The 18,757-nt window shown below is 66.8% G+C and carries 26 protein-coding genes; 2 read left to right on the top strand and 24 right to left on the bottom strand.

Annotated elements, in window-relative coordinates:
* The first annotated feature begins 132 nt into the window (after window positions 1–132).
* The gene (gene mscL, locus EJI01_RS12440; protein WP_126837441.1) at window positions 133–561 is read left to right on the top strand and encodes a large conductance mechanosensitive channel protein MscL; all 429 of its coding nucleotides are present in this window, start codon (window positions 133–135) and stop codon (window positions 559–561) included.
* Here the strand turns inward: mscL and pdxA are convergent.
* Window positions 548–1,600 (bottom strand): 4-hydroxythreonine-4-phosphate dehydrogenase PdxA, encoded by a 1,053-nt coding sequence (gene pdxA / locus EJI01_RS12445; protein ID WP_126837443.1) that lies wholly within the window; start codon window positions 1,598–1,600, stop codon window positions 548–550. The two genes, mscL and pdxA, sit on opposite strands and share 14 nt — an antisense overlap.
* The gene (locus tag EJI01_RS12450; protein WP_126837444.1) at window positions 1,597–2,370 is read right to left on the bottom strand and encodes a Nif3-like dinuclear metal center hexameric protein; all 774 of its coding nucleotides are present in this window, start codon (window positions 2,368–2,370) and stop codon (window positions 1,597–1,599) included. Before EJI01_RS12450 ends, pdxA begins: the two co-directional genes overlap by 4 nt.
* Before the next feature lie 186 nt (window positions 2,371–2,556).
* Here EJI01_RS12450 and EJI01_RS12455 point away from each other — a divergent pair, with 186 nt between their 5' ends.
* On the top strand, window positions 2,557–3,720 hold the full coding sequence (locus EJI01_RS12455) for a S1C family serine protease (protein ID WP_126837446.1): 1,164 nt from the start codon (window positions 2,557–2,559) through the stop codon (window positions 3,718–3,720).
* Between the two features lie 23 nt (window positions 3,721–3,743).
* Here EJI01_RS12455 and tatC read toward each other — a convergent pair whose 3' ends face one another.
* The 22 genes from tatC to EJI01_RS12565 all read right to left on the bottom strand — a co-directional run bounded on the left by tatC (window position 3,744) and on the right by EJI01_RS12565 (window position 18,683).
* A complete protein-coding gene (tatC, locus tag EJI01_RS12460) occupies window positions 3,744–4,547 on the bottom strand; it encodes a twin-arginine translocase subunit TatC (protein ID WP_126837447.1) in 804 nt (267 codons plus the stop codon).
* Between the two features lie 60 nt (window positions 4,548–4,607).
* The gene (gene tatB, locus EJI01_RS12465; protein ID WP_126837449.1) at window positions 4,608–5,066 is read right to left on the bottom strand and encodes a Sec-independent protein translocase protein TatB; all 459 of its coding nucleotides are present in this window, start codon (window positions 5,064–5,066) and stop codon (window positions 4,608–4,610) included.
* Window positions 5,067–5,079: 13 nt separating this feature from the next.
* The gene (gene tatA / locus EJI01_RS12470) at window positions 5,080–5,322 is read right to left on the bottom strand and encodes a Sec-independent protein translocase subunit TatA (protein WP_093105670.1); all 243 of its coding nucleotides are present in this window, start codon (window positions 5,320–5,322) and stop codon (window positions 5,080–5,082) included.
* Between the two features lie 69 nt (window positions 5,323–5,391).
* Entirely contained in the window at window positions 5,392–5,835 is a 444-nt protein-coding gene (locus tag EJI01_RS12475; RefSeq protein WP_126837450.1) for a histidine triad nucleotide-binding protein, read from the bottom strand.
* The gene (locus EJI01_RS12480; RefSeq protein WP_126837452.1) at window positions 5,832–6,212 is read right to left on the bottom strand and encodes a DUF4870 family protein; all 381 of its coding nucleotides are present in this window, start codon (window positions 6,210–6,212) and stop codon (window positions 5,832–5,834) included. The genes EJI01_RS12475 and EJI01_RS12480 overlap by 4 nt, the downstream gene beginning before the upstream one ends.
* 9 nt (window positions 6,213–6,221) lie before the next feature.
* Complete coding sequence (locus EJI01_RS12485) at window positions 6,222–6,611, bottom strand: phosphoribosyl-ATP diphosphatase (RefSeq protein ID WP_126837454.1); 390 nt, start codon at window positions 6,609–6,611, stop codon at window positions 6,222–6,224.
* Complete coding sequence (gene hisI / locus EJI01_RS12490; RefSeq protein WP_126837455.1) at window positions 6,608–7,009, bottom strand: phosphoribosyl-AMP cyclohydrolase; 402 nt, start codon at window positions 7,007–7,009, stop codon at window positions 6,608–6,610. The genes EJI01_RS12485 and hisI overlap by 4 nt, the downstream gene beginning before the upstream one ends.
* 14 nt (window positions 7,010–7,023) lie before the next feature.
* The gene (gene hisF / locus EJI01_RS12495; RefSeq protein WP_126837457.1) at window positions 7,024–7,803 is read right to left on the bottom strand and encodes an imidazole glycerol phosphate synthase subunit HisF; all 780 of its coding nucleotides are present in this window, start codon (window positions 7,801–7,803) and stop codon (window positions 7,024–7,026) included.
* Between the two features lie 23 nt (window positions 7,804–7,826).
* The gene (locus EJI01_RS12500) at window positions 7,827–8,669 is read right to left on the bottom strand and encodes a D-hexose-6-phosphate mutarotase (RefSeq protein WP_126837459.1); all 843 of its coding nucleotides are present in this window, start codon (window positions 8,667–8,669) and stop codon (window positions 7,827–7,829) included.
* Window positions 8,670–8,772: 103 nt separating this feature from the next.
* Window positions 8,773–9,516, bottom strand: coding sequence for a 1-(5-phosphoribosyl)-5-[(5-phosphoribosylamino)methylideneamino]imidazole-4-carboxamide isomerase (hisA, locus tag EJI01_RS12505; RefSeq protein ID WP_126837460.1), 744 nt, complete (start codon window positions 9,514–9,516; stop codon window positions 8,773–8,775).
* Window positions 9,517–9,561: 45 nt separating this feature from the next.
* A complete protein-coding gene (gene hisH / locus EJI01_RS12510; protein WP_126837462.1) occupies window positions 9,562–10,212 on the bottom strand; it encodes an imidazole glycerol phosphate synthase subunit HisH in 651 nt (216 codons plus the stop codon).
* A 55-nt stretch (window positions 10,213–10,267) separates the two neighbouring features.
* On the bottom strand, window positions 10,268–10,897 hold the full coding sequence (gene hisB, locus EJI01_RS12515; RefSeq protein ID WP_126837464.1) for an imidazoleglycerol-phosphate dehydratase HisB: 630 nt from the start codon (window positions 10,895–10,897) through the stop codon (window positions 10,268–10,270).
* On the bottom strand, window positions 10,894–11,988 hold the full coding sequence (gene hisC / locus EJI01_RS12520) for a histidinol-phosphate transaminase (protein ID WP_126837465.1): 1,095 nt from the start codon (window positions 11,986–11,988) through the stop codon (window positions 10,894–10,896). Before hisC ends, hisB begins: the two co-directional genes overlap by 4 nt.
* 5 nt (window positions 11,989–11,993) lie before the next feature.
* Entirely contained in the window at window positions 11,994–12,353 is a 360-nt protein-coding gene (locus EJI01_RS12525) for a hypothetical protein (protein ID WP_260602429.1), read from the bottom strand.
* A gap of 14 nt (window positions 12,354–12,367) precedes the next feature.
* Window positions 12,368–13,735: a histidinol dehydrogenase gene (gene hisD / locus EJI01_RS12530; protein WP_126837466.1), complete on the bottom strand. Its 1,368-nt coding sequence runs from the start codon at window positions 13,733–13,735 to the stop codon at window positions 12,368–12,370.
* Window positions 13,736–13,737: 2 nt separating this feature from the next.
* Window positions 13,738–14,379 carry an ATP phosphoribosyltransferase gene (hisG, locus tag EJI01_RS12535; RefSeq protein WP_126837467.1) on the bottom strand — a complete coding sequence of 214 codons (642 nt, stop codon included), beginning with the start codon at window positions 14,377–14,379 and terminating at the stop codon, window positions 13,738–13,740.
* Window positions 14,376–15,662: a UDP-N-acetylglucosamine 1-carboxyvinyltransferase gene (gene murA / locus EJI01_RS12540; protein WP_126837469.1), complete on the bottom strand. Its 1,287-nt coding sequence runs from the start codon at window positions 15,660–15,662 to the stop codon at window positions 14,376–14,378. Before murA ends, hisG begins: the two co-directional genes overlap by 4 nt.
* Window positions 15,663–15,681: 19 nt before the next feature.
* Complete coding sequence (locus EJI01_RS12545; protein WP_126837470.1) at window positions 15,682–15,924, bottom strand: BolA family protein; 243 nt, start codon at window positions 15,922–15,924, stop codon at window positions 15,682–15,684.
* 2 nt (window positions 15,925–15,926) lie between these two features.
* On the bottom strand, window positions 15,927–16,691 hold the full coding sequence (locus tag EJI01_RS12550) for an ABC transporter permease (protein ID WP_126837696.1): 765 nt from the start codon (window positions 16,689–16,691) through the stop codon (window positions 15,927–15,929).
* A gap of 85 nt (window positions 16,692–16,776) precedes the next feature.
* On the bottom strand, window positions 16,777–17,724 hold the full coding sequence (locus EJI01_RS12555; RefSeq protein WP_126837471.1) for an ABC transporter ATP-binding protein: 948 nt from the start codon (window positions 17,722–17,724) through the stop codon (window positions 16,777–16,779).
* Between the two features lie 58 nt (window positions 17,725–17,782).
* Window positions 17,783–18,055, bottom strand: a complete 273-nt coding sequence (locus EJI01_RS12560; protein ID WP_126837472.1) for a lipid asymmetry maintenance protein MlaB — start codon at window positions 18,053–18,055, stop codon at window positions 17,783–17,785.
* Between the two features lie 16 nt (window positions 18,056–18,071).
* Window positions 18,072–18,683: a phospholipid-binding protein MlaC gene (locus EJI01_RS12565; RefSeq protein WP_260602444.1), complete on the bottom strand. Its 612-nt coding sequence runs from the start codon at window positions 18,681–18,683 to the stop codon at window positions 18,072–18,074.
* Window positions 18,684–18,757 lie beyond the last annotated feature (74 nt).

Here is an 18,757-nt window from a genome sequence, read left to right on the forward strand (position 1 = left end):
GGGGCTTGGAGTCAACCGACGATTGTAGCGGAGCGTCACAAGCGAATTCAACGCCGGCGCGGGCCTCGCAGGCACTGCGAAGCGGCCCCTATACTGCCGCCGGTCCAACAACAAAGACGCGAGGTAAGCGACATGAGCGTTCTGAAGGAATTTCGCGAGTTCGCGGTCAAGGGCAACGTGATCGACCTCGCGGTCGGCGTGATCATCGGCGCCGCCTTCGGCAAGATCGTCGACTCGCTGGTCGGCGATGTCATCATGCCGCTGGTCGGCATCGTGTTCGGCAAGCTCGACTTCTCGAACCTCTACATCGTGCTGGGCACCGCGCCGGCCGGCGTGGCGAACAACCTGGCGGATCTGAAGAAGGCCGGCGTGCCGGTGCTGGCCTACGGCAACTTCATCACCATCGCGGTCAACTTCGCAATCCTGGCTTTCATCATCTTCATGATGGTCAAGCAGATCAACAAGCTGCGCAAAAAGCAGGAAGAGGCCCCGGCCGAAGCCGCGCCGCCGGAAGACATCGCGCTCCTGCGCGAGATTCGCGACAGCCTCAAGCGCTCCTAAAGGCCAGCGCGCGCGCCATCCGGATCGCTTCGATCAGGCTGGAAGCGTCGGCTGCGCCTTTGCCGGCGATGTCGAACGCGGTGCCGTGATCTGGACTGGTGCGCACCAGCGGCAGGCCCAGCGTCACGTTTACCCCCTTCTCCACGCCCAGGTACTTGACCGGGATCAGGCCCTGGTCGTGGTACATAGCGATCACCACGTCGAACTCGCCCGCCCCTTGGCGCTTGGCGCGGGCGCGCATGAAGACGGTGTCGGGCGCATGGGGCCCGTCGGCATCGATGCCCTCCGCGCGCGCGGCCGCGATGGCCGGCGCGATGATGTCGCGTTCTTCCGAGCCGAACAGGCCGCCCTCCCCCGCATGCGGGTTGAGGCCGGCGACGCCGATCTTCGGCGCACGCCCCAGCACCGCCGCCAGTGCGCGGTGCGCGATGCGCAGCGTCTGCAGCACGCCGTCGACCGTCACCGCCTCGATGGCGTCGCGCAGCGACATGTGGATGCTCACGAGCACGGTCCGCAGCTCGTCGTTGGCCAGCATCATGCGCACCGGCACTTCGGTGACCGGCCGGCCCAGGTAGGCCGCCGCTTCAGCCTGCAGCAGTTCGGTGTGGCCGGGAAAGCCAAAGCCTGCCGCGGCCAGCGCTTCCTTGTGCAAAGGCGCCGTGACGATGGCCGCCAACTCGCCGCGCAACGCTGCGCGCGCGGCCCACACCACGCAGCCGCCCGCGATGCGGCCGGCGGCGGCACTGATTTCACCGATCGCGATGGGCGTTGGCGGCGGGCTCGCAGCCTGCAGCACGGGGATGCAACCCGGAGGCACCGTAGCCAGGTCGGCCGGCGCATCGATCAGCGCCACGGGAAGCGGCACGCGGCCCGGCTCTGCGAGCGCCTGCGCTGCGAGGCGCACGGTGTCCACGTCGCCTGCGACAAAGCAGCCCCGCGTGATGCCGGGTGCATCGCGGAAAGACTTGACGATGATCTCGGGCCCGATGCCTGCGGGATCGCCGAGCGTGATCGCGATCGGGGCGGTGTCGCGCTTCACGCCGGATTGTCGATGTCGATGAACTGATGCGCGAGGCCGAGCTGCGCGGCCACGTGCGCCGCCACCGCGGGTGCGCCGTAGCGTTCTGTGGCATGGTGGCCGCAGGCAAGGAAGGCGACGCCCATTTCCCTCGCGTAGTGCGCCTGCGGCTCCGAGATTTCGCCGGTGATGAAGGCATCGGCGCCGGCCGCGATGGCGGCCTCGAAATAGCCCTGGGCGCCGCCCGTGCACCAGGCGATGTTGCGGATCGGACGATGCGCCGTGTCGAGCAGGGTGACGGGCTTGCCGAGCGCCTTCTCGACGTGGGTGGCCAGCGCTTTCGCGCTCGGGAAGCCTTCGCCGTTGCCGCGCGCGCCCAGGAAGCCGATCTCCTGCTCGCCGAAGCGCCCGGTCGAACCGGCGTGCGCGATCAGGCCCAGCTTGAGGCCGAGCTGCGCGTTGTTGCCGAGCTCGGGATGCGCATCGAGCGGCAGGTGATAGGCGAACAGGCTCACATCGTCGCCGAGCAGGAGGCCGAGCCGCTGCTTCATCCAGCCGGTCACGCGGCCGTCCTGCCCGCGCCAGAACAGGCCATGGTGCACGAAGATCGCATCGGCCTCGGCATGGATCGCAGCCTCGATCAGGGCGCGGCTCGCGGTGACGCCCGAGACGATCTTGCGCACCGAGGTGCGGCCTTCGACCTGCAAGCCGTTGGGGCCGTAGTCCTTGAAACGCTCGGGCGCGAGCAGGAGGTCGAAGGCATGCAGGAGTTCGTGACGGGTCGTACTCATCGCGCCATTGTGGACCCGAGCGCCCGGTCAAGGCCGCAGGCCTCAGGGTTTTTACCATGTAGACGGAAACAGTCCGATTCATTGATGCGCGAGTCTGCGGAATGAGGCAGCAGGTCCATTGAGGGACAATGCGGTCTTCGGCGCCAGCCGCGCCGCCCCGACTTCATTTCTTCCTTTCTTGTTTTCATGAAACGCACCTGGCTGCTGTTCGCCCAAGCCGTGACCGTCATGCTCGCGGCTTATTTCATCGTCGCGACGCTCAAGCCCGAGTGGGTCGGCCGGCGCGCCACCTCCCTCGGCGGTGTGGTCTCGGTGATGGAGGCGCCGAGCGCCAATCCGACGGCGATCGCGCCCGGCAGCCTGAGCGCTGCCGCCAAGAAGGCCTCGCCGGCAGTCGTCAGCATCAATACCAGCAAGGCGGCACGGCGCAATCCGCGCAGCGATGACCCCTGGTTCCGCTTCTTCTTCGGCGACCAGGGCGCCGACCAGCCCCAGGTCGGCCTGGGCAGCGGCGTTATCGTCAGCACGGATGGCTACATCCTCACCAACAACCACGTGGTAGAGGGCGCAGACGAGATCGACGTCACGCTCAACGACAGCCGCCACGCGCGCGGCAAGGTGATCGGCACCGACCCCGACACCGATCTCGCCGTGCTGAAGATCGAGCTCGACAAGCTGCCGGTGGTCGTGCTCGGCAACTCCGACAATCTGCAGGTCGGCGACCAGGTGCTCGCCATCGGCAACCCCTTCGGCGTCGGCCAGACCGTCACCAGCGGCATCGTCTCGGCGCTGGGGCGCAACCAGCTCGGCATCAACACCTTCGAGAACTTCATCCAGACCGATGCGGCCATCAACCCCGGCAACTCCGGCGGTGCGCTGGTCGACGTCAACGGCAACCTCGAGGGCATCAACACCGCGATCTACTCGCGTTCGGGCGGCAGCATGGGCATCGGCTTCGCGATTCCTGTTTCGACCGCCAAGCAGGTGCTGGAAGACATCGTCAAGGAAGGCAAGGTCACGCGCGGCTGGATCGGCGTGGAACCCAACAACCTCTCGCCCGAACTGGCGGAGACCTTCGGCGTCAAGGCGAACAAGGGCGTCATCATCACGGGCGTGCTGCAGAACGGCCCGGCCGCGAGGGCCGGTATCCGCCCCGGCGACGTGATCACGGGCGTCGGCGAGAAGAGCGTCGACAACGTGCAGGAACTGCTGACCGCGGTAGCCGGACTCAAACCCGGCGATGCGGCGCGATTTGCGCTTCAGCGCGGCAAGGACAAGATGGAGCTCGACGTCACGCCGGGTCCCCGGCCGCGGAGTCCGATCCGCCGCGTCCCGGGCGAGCCCGAGTAGCCGGGCGGCTCGCGCGGCCCAGCTCAGGGCTGCGCGGAATCGGCGCTTTCGTTTTCCTCGGGCGCCTTGCTGTGTTTCACGAAGTAGCGCGCGGCCACGATGCCGACTTCGTAGAGCAGGCACATCGGTATCGCCAGCGCGAGCTGCGAGACGACGTCGGGCGGCGTGAGCACCGCCGCCACGACGAAGGCCAGCACGATGAAATAGCCGCGGAAATTCTTCAGCTTCTCGATCGTGACCATTTCGAAGCGCACCAGCAGCATCACGACGATCGGTACCTGGAAGGCGACGCCGAAGGCGAGGTAGAGCGACAGGATCGACTCGACGTACGACGCGATATCCGGCGTGGCCGCCACGCTCTCCGGCGTGAATCGCTGGATGAAGCCGAACATCTTGTCGAGTACGAAGAACTGCACGAAGGCGATGCCTGCATAGGCCAGGAAGCTGCCGAAGATGATCAGCGGCAGCGCGAACTTCTTCTCGTGGCTGTAGAGGCCGGGCGCCACGAACATCCAGCACTGGTACATGAGCCACGGCAAGGTCAGCAGCACCGCCGCCATCATGAGCACCTTCAGCGGCACGAAGAAGGGCGAGAACACGCCGACGGCGATCAGCTTCGCGTCGGGCGGCATGTGCGCGCGGATCGGAACCGCGATCATGTCGATCAGCCCGCTCGGGCCGGGCCAGATCGCGAGCAGGATGCCCGCGATCGCCAGTCCGTAAACGCAATAGAGCAGGCGGTCGCGCAGCTCCATCAGATGCTGCACGAAAGGCTGCTCGGTGCCGGCCAGTTCGTCTTCTTTGTTCTTGTCGGGAGAATCGGCCATGTGGGGGCGCTGCAAGCGGGCGTCCGGCGCGCGCTGCTCGCGGCCGGATCGGCGTTGCGGCTAGTTGATTTTGTGTGGACGGTAGCGGGCCACGCGCGCTGCGCCCGAAAGCGCCCGGGTGCGCACGCCGTTGCGCGCCTTGTACCACTGCGGCGTGGCGCCCTGCTTCAGGCGCCAGTTCTTGCGGGGATGCTTGTACTCGGGGTAGGACGGCGCTGGCTCGGCCAGCTCCGAGAGGGTCTGCCCGCTCTCGGAAAACTGCTTTTCGAACTCGCTCGCGCCGGTCTGGATGCTGTGCTCGACGTCGCGGGCGGCGTCTTGCACCGTGTCCTTCATCTTGCGCAGCTCGTCCAGGTCCATCGAGCGGTTGACCTCGGCCTTGACGTCGTTCACGTAACGCTGCGCCTTGCCCAGCAGGGTGCCGACGGTGCGCGCCACGCGCGGCAGCTTCTCGGGCCCGATGACGATCAGCGCCACCGCGCCGATCAGCGCGATTTTCGAGATGCCGAGGTCGATCACGGACGGATGCGAATCAAGACTTTTGACGCGCTTCGACGTCGATCGTCGATTTGTCGGCGGCTGTGGTGTTGCCGGTCACCTGCGGATTGGGGGCGGCGGGCGATTCGGTGGTCGCCGAACCGTCCTTCATGCCGTCCTTGAAGCCCTTGACGGCGCCGCCGAGGTCGGAGCCCATGTTGCGGAGCTTCTTGGTGCCGAAGATCATCACGACGACAAGCAGCACGATCAGCCAGTGCCAGATGGAAAGTGAACCCATGGATTACTCCTGAAGAATGTCGTTGATTTTAGTCGGCGCAGATGTCACAACCCGCGGCGATGGCGAATATCAACCTTTAAGCCAGGGGCGCGGGCCGCCCATGACGTGGACATGGAGATGGTGGACCTCCTGCCCGCCCTCCGCGCCGGTGTTGACGACGATGCGGAAGCCGCCCTGCGGATAGGGCCGGCAGCCCTGCTCGATCGCCAGCCTGGGCGCCAGCGTCATGATTTTTCCCAGGAGCGCCGCGTCGTCCGGCGTGACCTGCGCCATCGAGGGGATGTGGCGCTTGGGCACCAGCATGAAATGCACAGGCGCCCAGGGCGCGATGTCGTGGAAGCCGAAGAGATCGTCGTCTTCGTACATCTTTCGCGAGGGAATCTTGCCCTCGATGATCTTGCAGAAAACGCAATTCGGGTCAGAGGAGGCGTGCGCCCCCACGCTCGGCACCGACGTATCCTCGCTGCCCCCCGAGGGGACCTCCGCACCTTGGGGCGGCCCGGCGGTGCTCATGCCGACTCCATGGCACGGCCCGCGTTCATGCGCACCATCCCCTTGACGATGCGATAGAGGAACCAGAGGGAAATCAGCGCCCAAGCGATCCAGCCAGGCAGGAGCAGCAGCAGCCAGAGCCAGGAGGTCAGCACGTACAACACGCCGGCCCACAGCACCGAACGGATGCGCCAGCTGAAATGCGTCGCCTGCCAGGTGCCGACTGCATCGTCGCGCTTCACCAGATCGACCACCAGCGCGATCAGGAGCAGAGCGATGGAAGCCTGCATGCCGGGCAGCACGGCGCCGACCGCCACCACCAGATGCAGGATGTAACTGATCCAGCCCCAGGTCTTGAGCGAGCTGTCGGGTTCCACGGTCACGATGTCGTTGGGCATGGGATCCTCTCAGTCGTTGGAAGCTTCGCGATCCTGCGCCTTGCGCAGGGCCTTTTCCTCGATGCCACTCAGGCCTTCGCGGCGCTCGAGCTCGGCCACCACGTCGCGCGGCGAAAAGCCGTAGTGGGCCAGCGCCACCATGCTGTGGAACCAGAGATCGGCCACTTCGTTCACTATTTTCGTGCGCTCGCCGCCATGGTCGGCATCCTTCGCGGCCATCACCACCTCGGTGGCCTCCTCGCCGATCTTCTTGAGAAAGGCGTCGGGCCCGCGGTGCAGCAGGCGCGCCACGTAGCTCTTTTCCGGATCGCCGCCGCGCGCGGGCAGCCGGCTTTCGATCACAGCGGCCAGTCGCGCGAGCGCGTCTTCCGCATTCCGTTCGGGGGCGTCGGTGCTCATCTCGGGGACGATGTGTAGATGGATTCGGGGTCTTTCAAGACCGGCTCGGTCACAGTCCAGCAGCCGTTCTCGTACTTGCTGAAGAAGCAGCTGTGGCGCCCGGTATGGCAGGCGATGCCGGGCTCGTGGCCGAGTTGCGTGACCTGCAGCAGCACCACGTCGTTGTCGCAGTCGAGCCGGATCTCGTGCACGGTCTGCACGTGGCCCGATTCCTCGCCCTTGAACCAGAGCTTGCTGCGCGAGCGGCTGTAATACACCGCGCGGCCGAGCTCGGCCGTTTTGGCCAGCGCCTCGCGGTTCATCCAGGCGAACATCAGCACGTCCTTGCTGCCCTGTTCCTGCGCGATCACGGGCACCAGGCCGTTCGCATCCCACTTCACTTCGTCGAGCCAGTTCATCGGGGTATTGTCGGTCAGAGGCGCACCGGGATGCCGCGCGCCGCCATGCAGGCCTTGGCCTGGCCGACGGTGTATTCGCCGTAATGGAAGATGCTGGCCGCCAGCACGGCATCGGCGCCGCCGGTCTGGATGCCGTCGGCCAGGTGCTCGAGATTGCCGACACCGCCGGAGGCGATCACCGGCACGCTGACTGCGTCGCTGACGGCGCGCGTGAGCTCGAGGTCGAAGCCGCTCTTGGTGCCGTCGCGATCCATGCTGGTCAAGAGGATCTCGCCGGCGCCGCGGCGCGCCATCTCGGCGGCCCATTGCACCGCGTCGAGCCCGGTGTTCTTGCGGCCGCCGTGGCTGTAGACGTCCCAGCCGGGACCGCGGGTCGCAGCGTCTTCGGCCGAGCGCCGCTTGGCGTCGATCGCGACCACGATGCACTGGGCGCCGTACTTGCGCGATGCGTCCTCGATCACCTGCGGGTTCGCGATGGCGGCCGAATTGAAACTGGTCTTGTCGGCACCGGCGTTGAGCAGGCGGCGCACGTCCTCGACGGTGCGCACGCCGCCGCCGACGGTCAGCGGAATGAAGACCTGCGAGGCCACCGCCTCGATGATCGGCAGGATCAGGTCGCGGCCGTCGCTGGTGGCCGTGATGTCGAGAAATGTCAGCTCATCCGCGCCCTGCGCGTTGTAGCGCGCCGCTATCTCGACCGGATCGCCGGCATCGCGCAGCGCGACGAAGTTGACGCCCTTGACGACGCGGCCACCGGTGACGTCGAGACAGGGAATGATGCGTTTGGCGAGCATGGCGGATTCGGAGCTTGTGGGATTCAAAGGACAGTGAGCTGCTGCCAGCCCTGCCAGACGCCACCCGGCGCGAGCAGCACGGGCTCGTCGATGCGTGCGGCCTCGACGCAGAGCATGTGGCGCCAGCCGTCGTCGGGCAGATCGGCCAGTTGGGCGCTGAGTGCCGGCCCGGGGTTCCACACCACCGTTTCGGTGCAGCTCGCGCTCTGCGCGATCTCGAGCGTGCCGGACGGCTGCACCAGCCGCAGCGGCCGCGCCGGCGCCGTGTAGACGCTGTCGAATTCGCTGCCGAAGCGCAGCGCGGGCGCCAGGTCGACATGCCGGTCGTCGCGCACCGCATCCCAGCGGTTGGCGCCCTGCAGCCCTTCCAGCGAGGCCTCGGCAATGTCGTCCACGCGCAGGTAGCTGTGCAGCGCAGCCGCAAAGGACCAGGGCGCGCGGCCGGTGTTGTCGATCGAAAGCGCGATGCGCAGCGAATGCGGCGCCAAAGTCACCGTCAGCCGCGCATGGAAGGCGTGCGGCCAGATGGTGCGGGTGGCCTCGTCGTCGTGCAGCGAGAGAACGAGCGTGTCGCCTTTGCCGCCGGCGGTGCCCGCGTCGGCCTGCCACGCGACATTGCGCACGAAACCGTGCTTGGGCAGCGGCCCGCGCTGGTTGAACTGCGGCCAGCAGATCGGCACGCCGCCGCGGATCGCGCTGTGGCCGTCGAAACGCGCCTCGGGGCTCAGGTAGAGGCGCTCGACGCCGTCGGCCGTGAGCCACGACAGCAGGTGGGCGCCGTGCTGCGCCACGGTGCAGGCGCTGCCATCCGGCAGGGCGACGTGCAGTGCAGGCTGGCCGCGGAAGACGAGCTCTTTGATGGACATGGGCCGATTCTAGGTTTGACGAGTGTCAACCCAGGCCGCAGCCGGCAGCCATCATCCAGCGCCTGGCGGCCAAGTCGGAATAGGGCGCGACACCTGGATGCGCTTACTGTTCGGCGAGCTCGTCAGCGCGGGCCTGCGCTGCGGCGAAATCGAGGTCGCCCGAGTAGATCGCGCGGCCGCAGATCACGCCCTCGACGCCGTCCGGTTCGGCCGCGCAGAGCTTGTCGATGTCGGCCATGTTCGAGAGCCCGCCCGATGCGATCACCGGGATGGTGAGCGCCTGGGCCAGCTTCACCGTGGCCTCGATGTTGATGCCCGAGAGCATGCCGTCGCGGCCGATGTCGGTGTAGATGATCGATTCGACGCCGTAGTCCTCGAATTTCTTGCCCAGGTCGGCCACTTCATGGCCGGTGAGCTTGCTCCAGCCGTCCGTCGCTACCTTGCCGTCCTTGGCGTCGAGGCCGACGATGATGTGGCCGCCGAAGGCGCTGCAGGCATCCTTGAGGAAGCCGGGATTCTTGACCGCAGCGGTGCCGATGATGACGTAGCGCAGGCCGTCGTCGATGTAGCGCTCGATGGTGTCGAGGTCGCGGATGCCGCCACCGAGCTGCACCGGGATGTCGTCGCCGACCTCCTTCAGGATCGCCTTGATCGCCGCATGGTTCTGCGGCTTGCCGGCAAAAGCGCCGTTCAGGTCGACGAGGTGCAGCCGCCGTGCGCCAGCTTCGATCCATCTGCGCGCCATCGCGGCCGGGTCTTCGCTGAAGGTGGTGGACTGGTCCATGTCGCCTTGCTTGAGGCGAACACAATGGCCGTCCTTGAGATCGATCGCAGGAATGAGGAGCATGGTGCGGGATTGCGTGGAACGAGCGATGAAGCGCGACAGACTGCTTCAGGGATTCCAGTGGAGAAAGTTTCTATAGAGCTGCAGGCCGTGGTCCGCACTCTTCTCGGGGTGGAACTGGGTCGCAAAAATATTATCGCGTGCAATGGCAGCGGTAAAGCGCTCGCCGTATTCCGCTTCGCCCGCGCTGTGGCGGGCATCCGCCGGCCGCGCATAGAAGCTGTGCACGAAATAGAAGTAGCTCCGGTCGGGCACGCCCGCCCATACCGGGTGCGGCTGCACCTGGATAACCTGGTTCCAGCCCATCTGCGGCACCTTGTAGCGGCTGCCGTCCGGCTGGAGACGGCCGGTCAGTTCGAACTTGCGCACCTCGCCGGGAATCAGGCCCAGGCCCTCGGTAGGGCCCTCGTCGCTCGTCGACAGCAGCATCTGCATGCCGACGCAGACGCCGAACAGAGGCTTGGCCGCGGCCGCTTCGAGCACCGATTCCTGCAGGCCGGAGTCGCGCAGTTCGCGCATGCAATCGGGCATGGCGCCCTGCCCCGGCAGCACGACGCGCGTGGCGTGGCGCACCACTTCCGGGTCGGAGGTCACGAAAACCTCGACCCCGACCTGGTCGGCGGCATGCTGGACCGCCTGCGACACCGAGCGCAGGTTGCCCATGCCGTAGTCGACGACGGCGACGGTATTCTTGGTCATTGGCGAGCCCCCGCGCAGCAGCGCTGCGGCGGTCGCCTTGGGGCGGCCCGGCGGCTCAGAGCGATCCCTTCGTCGAAGGAATGACGCCGGCCGAGCGCGGATCGAGTTCGAGCGCGGCGCGCAACGCGCGCGCGAAGGCCTTGAACACGGTCTCGCACTGGTGGTGGGCGTTGACGCCTTTGAGGTTGTCGATGTGCAGGGTCACGAAGGCGTGGTTGACGAAGCCCTGGAAGAACTCGTAGGTGAGCTGGCTGTCGAAAGTGCCGATCATGCCGCTGGTGAAGGGCACGTGCATGACCAGGCCGGGGCGGCCGGAGAAATCGATCACCACGCGGCTCAGCGCCTCGTCGAGCGGCACATAGGCGTGGCCGTAGCGCCGGATGCCCTTCTTGTCGCCGACCGCTTTCGCGACCGCCTGGCCGAGAGTGATGCCGACGTCTTCCACCGTATGGTGGCCGTCGATGTGCAAATCGCCCTGGCAGTCGATGTCGAGGTCGATCAGGCCGTGACGGGCGATCTGATCGAGCATATGGTCGAAGAAGCCGATGCCGGTGGCGAGCTTCGAGCGGCCGCTGCCGTCGAGGTCGACGCGGACCGTGATCTTCGTCTCCGCGGTATTGCGCGTGACGGTGGCGCTGCGCGCTACAGCGGCGACGACTGCTTCGGGTGCCGAGGGGGTGTTCATAGGGATGCTTCGAGGGCCGCGAGCATCTGCGCATTCTCGTCGATGGTTCCGACGGTCAGGCGCAGGCAGTTCGCCAGCAATGAGTGCATTTTAGAAACGTTCTTGACCAGCACGCCGCGCGTCTTCATGCCTTCGAAGGTCTTGCCGGCATCGGGCACGCGCACCAGGATCATGTTGGCGTCGCTGGGCCAGCTCTTCAGCGCGGGCAGCCGGGCCAGCGCCTCGAAGATGCGCTGGCGCTGCGCGCGAATCTCCGCGGCCTGCCCGGCAAACACCTCGGCGTGCTCCAGCGCGAACAGCGCGCACTCGCAGTTGAGCACGCTGATGTTGTAGGGTGGCCGCACCTTGTCGATCTCGGCGATCAGGGCCTGGGGGCCGATCAGGTAGCCCAGCCGGACGCCCGCCAGGCCGAACTTGCTGAGCGTGCGCATCAACAGCACGTGGCCGTGACGCGCGATGCGGTCGATCCAGCTCCGGCCGGCGAAAGGCTGGTAGGCCTCGTCGATCACCACCAGGCCGCCCTGCGCGCCCTGTGCCTCGATGATTTTCTCGATCGCCGCATCGTCCCAGAGATTGGCGGTCGGGTTGTTGGGATAGGCGAGGTAGACGATGGCCGGCTTTTCGCGCGCGATGGCCTCGAGCATGGCGGCTTCGTCGAGCTCGAAATCGGCCGTCAGCGGAACGCCGACGAAGCGCAGGCCCTGCAGCTGGGCGCTCATGGCGTACATCACGAAGCCGGGCACCGGCGCCAGGATGGCCGCCCCGGGGAGATCGCAAGCCATGGCGAGCAGCGAGATCAGCTCGTCCGAGCCGTTGCCGAGCATCAGCGCGAAGCCTTCCGGCATGCCGGCGTGAGCGGCCAGTGCGCGCTGCAGGTCGGCACCGCGTGCACCGGGATAGCGGTTCAGCGCCAGCGCACCGAGCCGCTGGCCCAGCGCGGACTGCAGCGCGGACGGCAGGCTGAAGGGGTTTTCCATGGCGTCGAGCTTGATCAGCCCGCGCGCGTCCTGCACGGCATAGGCATGCATGGACTGAACGTCGGCGCGGATGCGGTTCAGGGCGCGGGTTGTATCGACGGAAGCAGAAGTCATTCGGTTCAAGGCGCGCAGCGGTAGCTGTTGCGCAGCGCGGCCGAAAGCACGAGCTGCACCGGCATGTCGGCCTCGTAGCTGTCGGCGTTGCGCGTCAGTTCAGTCTGGTAGAGCGAGCGCGCCATCGAAGGCTCGAGGCGGCGGCCGTTGATGCAGAACGGCGGCTTCTGGCCCGAACGCTGGGCCATGTCGCCGGCCTCGCGCAGACCCTCGACCACACCGACGAGATAGTAGTTGGCGTAGAGCTTGCCGTCCTTTTCGTTGGCTTCCAGCGTGCGCAGCTCGCGGATGCTCATGGCCTGGCAGGCGGCGGCGAAGACCATGAGCGCGAGCGCCAAGCCGGTCTCGATCGACAGCATTCGCATCGCTTCGCTCTCCGTCAGCGCAGGCGCAGGCGGGCCGCCTCGGCATGCGCTGCCAAGCCCTCGCCTTCGGCCAGGGTCACCGCGATTCGGCCCAGGGCCTGGGCGCCCTCCTCGCTCACCTCGATCAGGCTCGAGCGCTTCTGGAAATCGTAGACCCCCAGCGGCGAGCTGAAGCGCGCGGTGCCGCTGGTGGGCAGCACGTGGTTGGGACCGGCGCAGTAGTCGCCCAGGCTTTCGCTGGTGTAGGCGCCGAGGAAGATCGCCCCGGCATGCTTGAGCAGCGGCTCCCAGCGCTGCGGATTGTGGCTGCTGACTTCCAGGTGCTCGGGCGCGATGCGGTTGCTGATTTCGCAGGCCTCTTCCATGCTGCGGGTGTGGATCAGCGCGCCGCGGCCGTTGAGCGAAGCCGCGATGATCGCCGCGCGCGGCATCGAGGGCAGCAGGCGGTCGATTTCCTGCTGCACGCGCTCGATGTAGGCCGCGTCGGGGCAAAGCAGGATGCTCTGCGCGAGTTCGTCGTGCTCGGCCTGGCTGAACAGGTCCATCGCCACCCAGTCGGCCGGCGTGCTGCCGTCGGCCAGCACCAGGATCTCGCTCGGGCCGGCGATCATGTCGATGCCGACGGTGCCGAAGACGCGCTTCTTGGCGCTGGCGACATAGGCATTGCCGGGGCCGGTGATCTTGTCGACCTTCGGAATGGTTTCCGTGCCGTAGGCCAGCGCGGCCACGGCCTGCGCGCCGCCGACGGTGAAGGCGCGCGTCACGCCGGCCACATAGGCGGCGGCCAGCACCAGCACATTGCGTTCGCCCTGGGTCGATGCGGCCTGCGCGCCGGAGCCTCCCGTGGCCACGCTGCCACGGACCGGGGTGGGCACCACCATGATGATTTCGCCGACGCCGGCCACGTGAGCCGGAATCGCGTTCATCAGCAGGCTCGACGGATACGCCGCCTTGCCGCCAGGTACGTAGATGCCGACGCGATCCAGCGGCGTGACTTTCTGGCCCAGCAGCGTGCCGTCTTCGTCCCGATAGCTCCAGCTCTCGCCGGAGGCTTTCTTCTGCGCCTCATGATAGTGGCGCACGCGCGCGGCGGCGGCCTGCAAGGCCTCGCGCTGCACCGCGGGTATGGCGTCGAACGCCTGCTTGAAGTCGGCTTGCGACAGCTCCATCGCGCCGACCGTGGCGGCGCTCAGGCCGTCGAAGCGGCGGGTGTAGTCGAGCACCGCCTCGTCGCCCCGCGCCTGCACGTCGACGAGGATATCGGCCACCACCTGTTCGATCTTTGCATCGGATTCGGCCGACCAATGCAGCCGCGCCTTGAAATCGGCTTCGAAGCTGGCCGAGGCGGTCGACAGGCGGGCAGGAGAGGCTTTCAGGTTCATCGTCAGGGGGAAGGAATGGCCGAGGCGAAGGCGTCGATGATGCGGCGGATCGGCGCCTGCTTGAGCTTGAGCGCGGCCTGGTTGACCACCAGGTGCGCACTGATCTCCATGATGCGCTCGACCTCCACCAGATGGTTGGCCTTGAGCGTGTTGCCGGTCGACACCAGGTCGACGATGGCGTCGGCCAGGCCGGTGAGCGGCGCGAGCTCCATGCTGCCGTAGAGCTTGATCAGGTCGACGTGCACGCCCTTGCTGGCGAAGAATTCGCGCGCCAGGCCGACGTACTTGGTGGCGACCTTGATGCGCGAACCCTGCTTGACGGCCGATTCGTAGTCGTAGTCGGCTCGCACCGCCACGCTCAGGCGGCAGGCCGCGATGCGCAGGTCGAGCGGCTGGTAGAGGCCCTGGTTGCCGTGTTCGAGCAGGACGTCGAGCCCGGTCACGCCGAGGTCGGCGCCGCCGTACTGCACGTAGGTGGGCACGTCCGAGGCGCGCACCAGCACCACGCGCACGTCGGGCCGCGTGGTCGCGAGGATCAGCTTGCGCGATTTCTCCGGGTCCTCGGTCACCTCGATGCCCGCCGCGGCCAAGAGCGGCAGCGTTTCCTCGAAGATGCGGCCCTTGGACAAGGCGAGCGTGATCACGGCTGCATCTCCGCCGGCCCGGGCACGCGCTCGATGTCGGCACCGAGGCCGCGCAGCTTGCTTTCCATGCGGTCGTAGCCGCGGTCCAGGTGGTAGATGCGGTCGACCAGCGTTTCGCCCTCGGCCACCAGCCCGGCGATCACCAGGCTGGCCGAGGCGCGCAGGTCGGTGGCCATCACGGTCGCCCCCGAGAGCTGCGCAACGCCTTCGATCACGGCGACCTTGCCGTCGGTCTGGATCTTGGCGCCCAGGCGCAGCATCTCGTCGACGTGCATGAAGCGGTTCTCGAAAATCGTTTCGGTCACCGTCGAGGTGCCTTCGGCGATCACGTTGAGCGCCATGAACTGGGCCTGCATGTCGGTCGGAAAGCCCGGGTACTCGGTGGTGCGGAAGCTCTGCGCCTTGAGGCGGCCCTGGCTCTGGACGCGGATGCCGCTGTCCACTGCGGCCACCTGGGCGCCCGCCTCGCGCAGTTTCTCGATCACCGCATCGAGATGGTCGGCACGGCCGTGCCTCAGCACCACATCGCCGCCGGTGGCCGCGACGGCGCACAGGAAGGTGCCGGCCTCGATGCGGTCGGCCACAACCTGATGCGTGCAGCCGTTCAGCTTGCCGACGCCCTGGATGCGGATGCGGCTGGTGCCGTGCCCTTCGATCTTCGCGCCCATCTCGATCAGCATCTCGGCCAGGTCCGAGATCTCGGGCTCCTGTGCAGCGTTTTCCAGCACCGTCTCGCCGTCAGCCAGCGCGGCGGCCATGAGGAAGTTCTCGGTCCCCGTGACGGTCACCATGTCGGTCGTGATGCGCGCGCCGTGCAGGCGCTTGGCGCCGGCAGCGAGGCTGGCCACCATGTAGCCGTGCTCGACCACGATCTCGGCGCCCATCGCCTGCAGCCCCTTGATGTGCTGATCGACCGGCCGCGAGCCGATGGCGCAGCCGCCCGGCAGCGAAACCCTGGCCTTGCCGAAACGCGCGAGGAGCGGTCCGAGCGCGAGCACCGACGCGCGCATGGTCTTCACCAATTCGTAGGGCGCTTCGGCCGTGTGCAGCGCTCCGGCGTCGATGCGCACCGTGCCGTTGTCGTCGCGCTCGGCTGCCACGCCCATGTTGCGGATCAGCTTGAGCATGGTCGTGACGTCGTTCAGCCGCGGCACGTTGTGCAGCGTGACGGGCCGGTCGGTCAGGAGCGCAGCGCAGAGTTCGGGCAGCGCGGCGTTCTTCGCGCCGGAAATGAGCACCTCGCCGCGGAGCGTGCGCCCGCCGCGAATCAGAAGTTTGTCCATGAAAGATCCAGCGAGAGAACTAGGAGTTTTGGTCCGCCCATTCGGCGGGCGTGTAGGTCTTCATCGAGAGCGCATGCACTTCGTCGGTGTGCATTTTGGCACCGAGGGTGGCGTAGACGCGCTGATGTCGCTGGATCGCGCGCTTGCCCTCGAACTCGGAAGACACGATGGTGGCATACCAGTGCCGGCCGTCGCCTTCGAGCGCAATGTGCTCGCAGGCCAGGCCGGCCTGGATGATGGATTGGAGTTCTTCTGCGGTCATGTCTAGCCTCGGATCTTGTAGCCGATGCGCAGCAAGTGGACCGCGATCGCGCTCACGACGAGCCAGGCGCTGCCCACGATCGCCAAGCTCAGCCAGGGGGAGGCGTCGCTGACGCCGAAGAAGCCATAGCGGAAGCCGTCGATCATGTAGAAGAAGGGATTCAGGTGGCTCACGGTCTGCCAGAAAGGCGGCAGCGAGTTGATCGAATAGAACACGCCCGAGAGGAAAGTCATCGGCATGATCAGGAAATTCTGGAACACCGCCATCTGGTCGAACTTCTCGGCCCAGAGCCCGGCGATCAGGCCCAGCGTGCCCAGCATGGCGGCCCCCAGGAAAGCGAACACGAGAATCCACAGCGGGGCCACGAAGCTCGGCATCGCGAACAGCGCGGTCACCACGAACACGCCCACGCCGACGGCCAGGCCGCGCAGGATCGAGGAACCCACGTAGGCGAAGAACCAGCCCCAGTGCGACAACGGCGTCAGCAGCACGAACACCAGACTGCCCATGATCTTGCTCTGGATGATCGACGAGGAGCTGTTCGCAAAGGCGTTCTGCAGCACGCTCATCATCACGAGGCCGGGCACCAGGAAAGCGGTGTAGCCGACCGTACCGTAGACCTTGACGTGGTCTTCGAGCACGTGGCCGAACACCATCAGGTAGAGCACCGCGGTGAGAACGGGAGCACCGACGGTCTGGAAGCCGACCTTCCAGAAGCGCAGCGTTTCCTTGTAGAGCAAGGCACGCCAGCCCAAAGCACCGATCATCATGTCAGCCCCCAAGCTCGGCACTTCGTGTCCTCGCTGCACCCCGAGGCGGCGCGAGCTTGCTTGGGGCGGCCCTGCGCTGCGCTCATCTCGCCACCTCCAGCGGCGTTTGCTCGCCGGCCATCAGGTCGATGAACACGTCCTCGAGATCGGCCTTGCGCATCTCCACGTCTTCCACATCGAGCCCCGCCTCACGAATGGCGGCGAGCATCAGTTCGACCTCGCGGGCGTTTTGTGCCGGCAGTTGCACGATGCGGCCCGTGATGCGGGCGTGCTGCGCGAGCGCCCACGGCAGCATGCCGTCGGTCTTGAAGCGCAGCACGTTGCTGGCGGCCGAGCGCAGCAGCTCGCTCGTGCGGTCCAGCGCGATCACGCGGCCCTGCTTGAGCATCGCGATGCGATGGCACAGCGCCTCGGCTTCTTCGAGGTAGTGGGTGGTCAAGAGCACCGTGCTGCCCTGCTTGTTGAGCTTGGCGACGAACTGCCACAGCGTCTGGCGCAGCTCGACGTCGACGCCGGCGGTCGGCTCGTCGAGCACGATAACGGGCGGCTTGTGCACCAGCGCCTGCGCCACGAGAACGCGGCGCTTCATGCCGCCGGAGAGCTGGCGCATGTTGGCGCCGGCCTTGTCGGCGAGACCGAGACTGTGCAGAAGCTCGTCGATCCAGTCGTCGTTGTTCTTGATGCCGAAGTAGCCCGACTGGATGCGCAGCGACTCGCGAACGTTGAAGAAGGGGTCGAACACCAGTTCCTGCGGCACCACGCCGAGTTGGCGGCGCGCCTGGGCGTAGTCGCGCTGGACGTCGAAACCATGAACGCTGATGGCGCCGGCGCTCGGCCGCGAGAGGCCGGCGAGCATGCTGATCAGGGTGGTCTTGCCTGCGCCGTTGGGGCCTAGCAGGCCGAAGAACTCGCCCTCTTCGATCTGGAATGTGACCTCGTCGACCGCGCGCAGGCCGGGCTTTCCCTGGGCGCGTTGCTGGCGTGAGGCAGGATAGGTCTTGGAGACCGATTGGAAGGAGATCGCGGGCATGGGAACCCACGATTTTAGAGGGCTGGCGCTTTTTCCAGGATTTGCCGGCGAACAGACCTTAGGGTGCGGCCGGCAAAAGCCCCGCCACGCCGTACAGCGAGGCCAGTTCGCGCAGGCGCGACGGCAAGCCCTTCACCGCGAAGCCGCGACCGAGCGCGCTGGACTCGCGCCGGCATTCGAGCAGCACCGCTAGTGCCGACGAATCGAACTGCGCCAACGCGCCGGCGTCGACCACGGTGGACGAACCGGCCTGCCCCGCGAGCCCCTGCCTGAGCATGAGCACGCACGCAGGCGCTTCGTCGTGGGTCAGCTTGGGCGGCAGGACCAGCATCGGGCGCTCGTTCCGGTCATTTCTTGCCGTTCTGCTTGTTGCGCTCCACCAGCCTGGCGATCAAGCCGTCGATGCCCTTGGCGTTGATCTCCTGAGCGAACTGGCTGCGGTAGGTATCGACCAGCCACACACCCAGCACGTTCAGGTTGTAGATCTTCCAGCCGCCGGCTTCGCCCGGCGTCTTCTCGAGCCGGTAGTCGAGCTGCACCGGGTCGCCGCTGCCCCGGACCTCGGTACGCACCAGCACTTCCTTGTCGTCGGGCGAGCCGCGGAAGGGACGCACGGTCACGCTCTGGTCGCTCACCTGGTCGAGCGCGCCGGCATAGGTGCGCACCAGCAGCTTCTTGAATTCTTCCTGGAGACGCTGCTGCTGCTCGGGCGTGGCCTGGCGCCAGGCCGGGCCCACCGCCGAAGCGGTCATGCGCTGGAAGTTGACGTTCGGCATGATCTTGGTGTCGACCAGGGCCATGATCTTGTTGATGTCGCCTGCCTTGATCGTCTTGTCGGCCTTGATGGTTTCGAGCACATCGGTCGAGAGACGCTTCACCAGCGCGTCGGGCGCTTCGTCGGCGGCATGGACGGGCCGCACGAAAGCGGCAGCGCCCGCGAGCAGCAGGCCGGCGAGCATCAGGCGCCCGAAGGAGCGGCGTTGCAGGATCTGGTTCATCGATAAGTCCCTTGTTTGAAGTTCAGGTCAAACGA

It is taken from the genome of Variovorax sp. MHTC-1, assembly GCF_003984645.1.
Taxonomy (GTDB): Bacteria; Pseudomonadota; Gammaproteobacteria; order Burkholderiales; family Burkholderiaceae_C; genus Variovorax.